The following is an 8,432-nucleotide window of genomic DNA, read 5'->3' as shown; positions in this document are numbered from 1 at the left end:
CAACTACGCATCCTTTACGAAAGTGACTTGAAAGCAGTCAACCACAGAACCCAGGGACTTTAGGCGTGGGAGGTATATCAAGTTTCATTTCCAGTCCGGTGCCTCGCCACTTCTAAGCAGCAGGAAATCGATCTCTGAGTGAGTCATTCCTTTTCTTTTGGCTTTCCTTTTTATGGATTTGACATATTTCTCTTCATTCTCAGGAAATAACAGATCCATCCCCTCTGTGGCTTTAATGGCTAAAATCACACTGGGGACTTCCTTTTATGAAAAATGAATCAGTGAAAGTTAGAGGAATCTGCAGAGCCCTTATCGCAGTATCTTTTCTGCCCATCCTTCTTAAAATAATAGTTACCCCGGAAGATTGTAGAAGGCAAAGTCGCCATTCTACAACCCCAAAATTCTGTTTTTGTGGCAGTTCTAATCAATTTCTCAAAAATCTTACTGAACAATGTATGTAACCCGGACTGACATTGAAACCCTGGACTCACCCGGCTCAATTGGTGTTGGCGCCGGTACGGCAGGACCCATTGCCAAACTTTCCTCATAATATGTTCTTGGCTGAGTACCATCGGATATCGATGATGACTTTACACCTACAATCTCCACACCCAGGTTTTCAGCCAGTACTTCGGCCTTTGATGACGCGTCGGCCACAGCTTCGGTGATCAGGTCCTCATGCAATTCTTTCTGTTTTTCATCAGAAACACTAAAAGAAATTCCTCCGATCTGATTTGCTCCTGCAGATGCAGACCTGTCAATCATCTCCCCGAGAATATCGAGATTTGTAGTGGTAATCTGCACACTATTGGAAGCCGAATACCCTTCAATTGTTCGTGTCCCTTCTTCATAATTGTATTCAGGTCTCACAGAAACACGTGATGTCCGGATATCTTCCTTCTCCAGGCCAAGGTCCTTAAGTTCCTCGATAACCGCATTCATAATAGCTGCATTCTCCTGACTCGCTTCTTCTGCAGTAGGGGCCATGACCTCTGCACCAATGTTCAGGGTTGCAGTGTCGGGCACAACCATCATTTCCGCATTTCCATTCATCTGCAGAGTATTTTCTGAATCACTGTCAGATCCACCCACCGATTCTGCATACAACGTAGCTGCCATTAGCACCAGAACTACTGAAAGTGCAATGATTACGTAATATGACTTATCTTTATTATTTTCCTGAGCCATTTTATCTTCTCCTTTATTCATATACTAGATGTACCGCTAGGTATTAAAAAATTGTCTAAGGTTCGAATTCGTTCGAAGTTACCTCAAAAAAGACTGGCAGAGAAAACCCCTTCTCTGTTCAGGTATTTCAAATTCAATTCTTATGTTAAAGGATAGTCTGCAACGTCTGCTGACACACTCCCCCCAAACGTTAGTTGTGCAAATCTGTCAGGTTGTTAACATTCTAAATTTACAAAATAACTATAAATTTACCTTTTTATCTTCCAATGACAGGAGATATTCCAATGATGGATAACAAGGATGAACTGATTTATCTTCTACATGATACCCGCTTAAACACTGTTTTATCCTGGGCTATCGTACTGGTACTTATATTCCTGGCAACCGTGAATTTTTTTGAAGGACGTTATACATGGACAATTCTGATCATCTTTATAGTAATTATCGTTATTTTGCCAGGATTATTTTTCTGTAAACCATCTGTAATGCCATACTGGTTACTATTGCTCCTGGTACTGATCCCTATTGTTGGAAATACAACAGCCTATTATTTTTTCCTTACACGGATTCCTGTGTATATTTCGGTCGCTACGCTCTCCCTTTTAATTGTGGCTGAAATAAACTGGTTTACTTCAGTGCGAATGAATCCTAAGTTTGCAATTTACCTTGTGATAATTACGACACTTGCTGTAACCGGTATGTGGCATTTCATGAGATGGGCGCTGGACGTAATGATTGGAACTACATTTCTCCTTGATGGCCGCTCGGTGGATGTGATCAATACTGCAGTAATGTATGAATTCATTTATGCACTGATTGCTGGTATTGTTGCAGGCGTTTTGTTTGGATGGTATTTCAAAACCATGATAGGAAAAGGCACTTCCAGCATCATATTTCCAGATGGGGGTATGGATGTATCCCAGAAATACATCCATTCAGAACCGCCGAAGGTTATTAGAAAGCGGTTGGGTTTATCTGTCCAGAAACAAAAGAATATAACAAGATTTTTACAGGCATGTCTTGTAATACTATTAATACTTGGTGTTCTCTCAAGGGATCTGCATATATTGCTACGTGCATTTTTAGCACTGATAATTACTTTTGTGCCTGCATTTATGAGACAGAGATATAATCTTCATCTTGATCCGTCATTAGCTTTGTGGATAACTATTGCAGTATTCCTTGATGCTCTTGGTACATTTTGGTTATATGATAACCTTGCCAGATGGGATAATCTGACCCATGCCGTATCTTCAAGTACAATTGCGGCTGCAGGATATGTAATTGTAAGGGCTATTGATATTTATGATCCGGAAATCCATATGCCTCCGGGAACGATGTTTGTATTCATTCCCCTGTTTATCCTTTCAACAGGTGTAATATGGGAGATTTTGGAATTCATAACTGATGAATTGGCATTGATGCTTGAAATAGGCGCTTTTCTTGCCCAGCATGGTATTCACGATACAATGGGGGATATGCTATTCAATTTGATAGGAGCAATTGTAGTGGCTTTCTGGGGCACCGTCTATCTAAATAGCCTCTCATATAAAATCGCAGAAATCTTTGAGGAGAGATTTGATAGCAATAAACAATAATTTATCATTAGCACTCCTTCCTCGATTATTTAAAAATAGAAAGGAGATCTTAGATCAAAATTTGAATTAAGATCTCACTCAGTTGATTCCGGTTCACTGATTTCAGGCTCATCAATCTTTTTGGGATCCCGTACATCCTGGCCGGTTTTTCCCATGTACAGGAAAGTCCACCACAAAGTGAATACTGCAGGTATTACCACAATACTCAGCACAGTGCTTATGATACTCCATATAATTGAAAGATACTCAAATGAGGCAAACAATGTACCAAGAGAATTGAGTGCAACAACCACCACAATGGTAAGTAACCACAATATCACAACAGCGGCCTTGTTATTAAGAAAGAACCTGTACCCGGTCTTTAGAGCCTGAATCGGTCCGAGATCGTTAACAACAAGTGCGTAGTAGGATACTGCTAATATGATACTTACTGCAATACCATAAATAATCCATAGCAAAAATCCAGCACCCAGTACTAACAGATTTTGCATTATCGCATCAATATTGGTGAGGTCGCCCACCTGTAAAATACCGGGTATGACAAATACAACGCCTGCCAGCATTATCAGATAAAACAATATCTGGAACAGGAATAAATTGAAAAAATGTTTCTTGCCGGAGTTGATCATCTCTTCATAACTGGTCCTGCCAGTTAGTGCTACATCTTTTGCCATGCCTACCGCACCGGCTGTAAAAAACACTTCTATTAAAGAGCTGATTATCAGCAATATCGCAAATCCTCCACCTAAGTACACAATATGTGGAGTGATTGCTTCAATAATATCGTCCATGACAGGGTCGGCCATCAGTGGCGCTACAGATGGTACTACTGCTGCTATAAACAAAAACATGTAAGCTATCCAGATAATACCTATTATGATAACAGAAAGAATGAACGGAACTGATATCTTCAAATTCTTCGTCCAGGCAGTAAAGCCCCGGTTTAATACTTCTTCTATTGTTATTGGCATCTGATCCCCCCTCTTTGCAATCAAACATATAGGGTTGTGCAGGTATACATATTCATCGGGTGCTAATATGATTCATCTCTTTTGAAACAGAAGACTCCTTCCGTAAGGGGGTAGTTGACATAAATCGGCTCATGAATGAAAACAGTCACACTTATATAACATAACTAATATTTTTGTGTCATCATTAAGTGAAAGGGACCGGGCTAAAAACATCATTGTACCCCCAATACACCACAATCCCCCTCTATATTCTCCGGTCCCATATCCTCTCTAATATCAGGTGTATGTTTATTACTGTGGTAGGTTTTCTACAGAGCGATTAGTCTGTAACATATCCTCCAGACCAATCAGAATCACTCCATCTTTCTCTGCGACCTCCTCCATCCGTGGAGTAAAACCTGCCCGGCTTATCAGGGCGAAATGTTCCTGCTTTCAGGATACCAGTCCACAAACCCGCCCTTTTCCTTCAGTGAATAATACACATCCGGTCCAACCTTTTGCACTTTCATTATTTGAGATGTTGTAAGTCTTTTTCTCGAAAGAGGTATATACTATCTTACTTGTAAGACATATGGGTATTTTATGACTTTAATAGATGTAAAAAGTGTGACTGTCAGCAAAAAAGGGCAAATTACAATTCCCGGTGCATACAGAAATTCCGGCATGAAGATAGGCGACAAAGCAGCCGTTTTTGTGTATGATGACCACATTGAGATTCGACCTTTGTCTTTCATCGAAGAAGGATTAAGTTGTGCTATCGCTTCCCAGGAATCCCTTTCAAAAGAATGGGACACTCCTGAAGAAGATGCTGCCTGGGATCATTTGAAAGACTATCTGGGGAAGTAATCGATGATTTATAAAGGAAGCATAGTTATCATTCCTTTCCCTTTTACAGACAACAATAATACCAAACTCAGGCCGGCGATCGCTGTTTCTGATCAGATGAGGCGGGACGTGATACTGTGCCAGATTACATCCAGAAAACCTGCAGACAATTGTGCTGTCTATGTTTCAGATAGCGATTTATTTGAAGGCTCACTTCGCCAGGGTAGCTGGGTTCGGGTGAACAAAATATTCACAATGGACTCCAGCAATGTCCTTAAAATAATTGGAAATGTTCATTTGTACAAACAAAAAGAAATTCAGAATGATTTATTGAAACTTTTCCTGTAAGTCTTTATCTTCCAGACCAATCAGAATCACTCTTTCTCCCTCTGTGACTTCCCGCATCCGGGGAGTAAAAACGGCCCAATCAACAAATTTACGGAACATGTTTCTTATGATTGTGTTTCGTATATTGATAATGGTACTGATGGTGAACCCCTCCCTTACGAAAGGGGCTTCCTGTTTCTTCTCTTTTCCTAACGGACACAGGTCCACAGGCATCCGGATAAACTGTCATATTTGCTGTAGCACTGACCGCGGGTGCAGTGCTAATTATAAAAAGGAAGGGGTGAAGCATTCCAAACGCGGAAACACTTACACATCATTAGCAATAATTTTATTCGCATACTCTGAAGCCACAGGAAGCCTTACTAAATTCCCGGTATAGGTCATGTATATCAGATATCCCCACAATACTATACTGACCAAACCTATCAGGGAAGATATCACTCCTCCTAGAACCGGGACCATTGACACTATGATGTTCAGTATGGAAAGACCACCAAAGACAACGATCGACTGTGCTGCATTGAATCTCACAGATTTGTTCTCTTTCTCGATTAAAAGAAAAATAATGCCGGTAATAAAACCCAGGAGATAGGTCAAAACACCAGCGATATTTTCCTCAAGCCCAATACGTGTTTCACTCATTTTAAGCTGTCCTTGTTTCCACGTAGATTAAAATTTCATCCATATCATCATAATCCGAACTGGGTTGCGTACCAATTTCTAAAGTTTTACTGTCTTTGGTGGCTGTCACATATATCCTGACATCCCCTTTTTCAGTTAACATTTGGGATTGAATATTTTCCCATCCCTGTGCCTCCAGCTCATTTTCGTAGAAAATTTTGACATCTTCGGGATTATCAGAAGTTAAATATTGCACTTTTTCCTGAGTAACATCTGAACCTGTCGTGAGTGAAGTATAGTCTGTCCTTACAGAGTCGGGATACCTGGGTGCATCTGCAAAGTCCTGGCCATCTACATCCGTGGTAGGGGGAGCATCAGGTTCTTCTTCAGCAACCTGGGAACTTGTCTCATCATTGTTCATGTCGGCGACGTTAACTCCTTTTCTTGGACCGGTAATTACTGTAGCAGTCGTGATATTACCATTAACAGCTGTATTTATGCCCATAATTCTATCGTCTTTTTCAAGAGCAACTCCTACTTTATATCCTGCAAAATCTCCTTCCCAGTCAGCTATAACTTCCCAGCCTTCACTTTCTGCCGTTTGTTGCAGGTCATTTAAAACCTGAGAAGAATCCTGTGTCTCTATTTCATACTGGGTCAATGAAATGTTATCTCCCAGATTAATACTTCTAGTTTCTTCATATTCAGAGGGTATATCATCAACACCCGGGTCTCCGCTTGAACAACCACTTAATGCCATTGCGCCAATTATCATCAGAAGAACAAATAGGTACATTTTATTCGATGCCATTTTCTTACACCCCATTTTATAAATTCATCTTTTGGGTTTTGGCTGTAAATGTTGTGGAAATAATGGAGGGCTGAGGTGGAATGTACATTGAACACAAAAAAAACGGTATTTCAGGTATATCCTGGAATCTCAGGGGTTCTTGTCAGCCGGCTGGACCAATGTTAATTGACATTCAAGTCCCTTTCATTAGGGTGTAGTTGACTCTTTGTGAGATATCACAGCAGTAACTTAGCATGATACAAAAATATCCGCACATCTGAACGGATTTCAGGCAGCCACAGCCATCGTGCCAGAACTTGTAGATGGCAACTTCATCTCATTTGCCCCGGTAATCGATAATTTTAATGGCAATTCGTGATTTCGTTTAGAAACTTCCAATAATAGTTTAATATTGATAGATTCTTCTGAAACCTTGATATCTGCCTTGATCTGCTTAAGATTCTTCATGTCATATTTGGAAATTCCAAATCTTTTGGCTGCATCAAGTATTTCAATCCCGACAATCGAATTGTCCATTCCAACATCCAATAAAACACCATCAATTTCTATAGAAGACTTGTATTGGACTCCTTTTGAAAATACAAAAAAACTATCGTTGAGTGAGTCATAATCCCAGTAGTCGCTCTTACTATTGATATTAATCACTTTTTTCATCTTCTCTCACTCTTCTGTTTGCACGCTGTTTGTATGAAGTTACCAATGAAATCTCAAATGGATTTAATCGTTTAATGGATAAAACAATGATTAAGTCGTATACAACATCTATCGTATAATGTACTTTAAATTTTCCCTCATCCTGGATTATGATGCCTACCGGTGTCTGATTTGCTATTACATCATATATATCTTCAATTTCACTAAAATAATAACTTAATCGTGCTTCCCACCGTTTAATAAAATGAGCAGTATAATGCAGTCGGGATTTGTCAATGTTTGCTAAACATTCTATGAAAGTATAGAGGTCCATTTGTGGCACGTATCTCCTCGCAATTATTTTCTACTTCCACACAATACAGATGCTGTTTGTCCGGACAGTAAATATTCAGATAGCTTTTCAGTCTCTGTACGATATCACAGCAATACTGGATTTTAAAACAAATGTTCTCTTCAATTCAGTTAAATCAAGCATTATGGGTAAATTTGTTCACACGTTATTTATATTACGTGAATGAAAATGGACACGATATCTATCTGTATCTTGTCAGTATAATGATAATCGCCACTTAACTGCTGTAAGCAATCCTATCCAGTTTCCTGGAAACCTCCGGCGTATAGTAAACCTCCCCGCAGGTATCACACACATAGGCAGGTACTCTCAAAGAAACACGTTTCCCATCTGCTTTCTGGATTTCCACGTCGGTGTCTTTCTCAATCAATTTGCCCTGGCAGGGCAGAAATTACAACTGTCCGGTAACATATTGATTCATATCTTCTGGATAGCCCAAATAGTCTTTGTCTGGAAGGAAATTTCTGGCTAATATGTAAAGGATTGATTTCACACATTATTGTTTACACAATAATTGTTGTGGCAATAAAAAGTGAATTCATCATCAGGCAGCCAGAACCAGCTGGTAGATATAGATGCCTGCAATCCCTGATTGATAAATCCGGGCTTGTCTTCCATATACGATAAATTCCTACTATTTTATCGAATACAGTCGACAAAATATACAGACATTATCTGTATCATTTCACCCTACTGTACCATCACACAGCACCCACCAAGCAGATCATGGTCCCGAAAAATTCCGAGACAAAAACCATCGATATGGCCGGGAAACCCCATCCCATAAACGGCCAGAGCAGTATCTCAGGAGTCTGCCTACAAAAACCGACCCGGTGTTTTATCGATCAGGTCGGGCAGCAGCGTTGCGATCACCCCAAATTATCATTTAAAGACCAAAACCTAATATCAATTGGACACATCAGACTTAACAGAAAATGATACCAGAGGATACTGAAATGGATGTAAAAAAGGCCGTGATACCGGTGGCGGGGCTGGGGACCCGTTTCCTGCCGGTTACAAAATCAATGCCCAAGGAAATGTTGCCGATAATTGACACTCCCGTG

The 8,432-nt window shown here is 40.1% G+C and carries 13 protein-coding genes; 4 read left to right on the top strand and 9 right to left on the bottom strand.

Going from position 1 to position 8,432, the window contains the following annotated elements; genetic code table 11:
* Positions 1-84: 84 nt before the first annotated feature.
* Together CI957_RS11130 and CI957_RS10050 are read right to left on the bottom strand one after the other, a co-directional pair.
* Positions 85-219, bottom strand: coding sequence for a hypothetical protein (locus tag CI957_RS11130; protein ID WP_258082637.1), 135 nt, complete (start codon positions 217-219; stop codon positions 85-87).
* A gap of 222 nt (positions 220-441) precedes the next feature.
* Positions 442-1,188 (bottom strand): SIMPL domain-containing protein, encoded by a 747-nt coding sequence (locus CI957_RS10050; protein WP_096712593.1) that lies wholly within the window; start codon positions 1,186-1,188, stop codon positions 442-444.
* Between the two features lie 284 nt (positions 1,189-1,472).
* Here CI957_RS10050 and CI957_RS10045 point away from each other — a divergent pair, with 284 nt between their 5' ends.
* Entirely contained in the window at positions 1,473-2,786 is a 1,314-nt protein-coding gene (locus CI957_RS10045; RefSeq protein ID WP_096712498.1) for a hypothetical protein, read from the top strand.
* Between the two features lie 74 nt (positions 2,787-2,860).
* Here CI957_RS10045 and CI957_RS10040 read toward each other — a convergent pair whose 3' ends face one another.
* Complete coding sequence (locus CI957_RS10040) at positions 2,861-3,757, bottom strand: hypothetical protein (protein ID WP_096712499.1); 897 nt, start codon at positions 3,755-3,757, stop codon at positions 2,861-2,863.
* A gap of 582 nt (positions 3,758-4,339) precedes the next feature.
* On the opposite strand from CI957_RS10040, the gene CI957_RS10035 reads away from it, so the two are divergent.
* Positions 4,340-4,603, top strand: coding sequence for an AbrB/MazE/SpoVT family DNA-binding domain-containing protein (locus CI957_RS10035; protein WP_096712500.1), 264 nt, complete (start codon positions 4,340-4,342; stop codon positions 4,601-4,603).
* A gap of 3 nt (positions 4,604-4,606) precedes the next feature.
* A complete protein-coding gene (locus CI957_RS10030) occupies positions 4,607-4,930 on the top strand; it encodes a type II toxin-antitoxin system PemK/MazF family toxin (protein ID WP_096712501.1) in 324 nt (107 codons plus the stop codon).
* Here CI957_RS10030 and CI957_RS10025 read toward each other — a convergent pair.
* The 6 genes from CI957_RS10025 to CI957_RS10000 all read right to left on the bottom strand — a co-directional run bounded on the left by CI957_RS10025 (position 4,910) and on the right by CI957_RS10000 (position 7,738).
* Complete coding sequence (locus tag CI957_RS10025; RefSeq protein ID WP_096712502.1) at positions 4,910-5,143, bottom strand: hypothetical protein; 234 nt, start codon at positions 5,141-5,143, stop codon at positions 4,910-4,912. The genes CI957_RS10030 and CI957_RS10025 overlap by 21 nt on opposite strands.
* A 93-nt stretch (positions 5,144-5,236) precedes the next feature.
* Positions 5,237-5,572, bottom strand: coding sequence for a DUF4870 domain-containing protein (locus tag CI957_RS10020; RefSeq protein ID WP_096712503.1), 336 nt, complete (start codon positions 5,570-5,572; stop codon positions 5,237-5,239).
* 1 nt (position 5,573) lies between these two features.
* Positions 5,574-6,362, bottom strand: a complete 789-nt coding sequence (locus CI957_RS10015; protein WP_096712504.1) for a hypothetical protein — start codon at positions 6,360-6,362, stop codon at positions 5,574-5,576.
* A gap of 267 nt (positions 6,363-6,629) precedes the next feature.
* Positions 6,630-7,016: a DUF2283 domain-containing protein gene (locus tag CI957_RS10010; RefSeq protein WP_096712505.1), complete on the bottom strand. Its 387-nt coding sequence runs from the start codon at positions 7,014-7,016 to the stop codon at positions 6,630-6,632.
* The gene (locus CI957_RS10005; RefSeq protein ID WP_128754781.1) at positions 7,000-7,338 is read right to left on the bottom strand and encodes a hypothetical protein; all 339 of its coding nucleotides are present in this window, start codon (positions 7,336-7,338) and stop codon (positions 7,000-7,002) included. Before CI957_RS10005 ends, CI957_RS10010 begins: the two co-directional genes overlap by 17 nt.
* A 247-nt stretch (positions 7,339-7,585) precedes the next feature.
* Positions 7,586-7,738, bottom strand: a complete 153-nt coding sequence (locus CI957_RS10000) for a YgiT-type zinc finger protein (RefSeq protein WP_164909091.1) — start codon at positions 7,736-7,738, stop codon at positions 7,586-7,588.
* 586 nt (positions 7,739-8,324) lie between these two features.
* On the opposite strand from CI957_RS10000, the gene CI957_RS09995 reads away from it, so the two are divergent.
* Positions 8,325-8,432 (top strand): sugar phosphate nucleotidyltransferase (locus CI957_RS09995; RefSeq protein ID WP_342764921.1); only part of this gene is annotated, 108 nt, incomplete at its 3' end.

Origin of the sequence: Methanohalophilus sp. WG1-DM (assembly GCF_004104135.1) — an archaeon.
In the GTDB taxonomy this organism is placed as follows: domain Archaea; phylum Halobacteriota; class Methanosarcinia; order Methanosarcinales; family Methanosarcinaceae; genus Methanohalophilus; species Methanohalophilus euhalobius.
The sequence above is the reverse complement of the archived record's forward strand: the minus strand, read 5'-3'. Positions and strand labels throughout refer to the sequence as shown.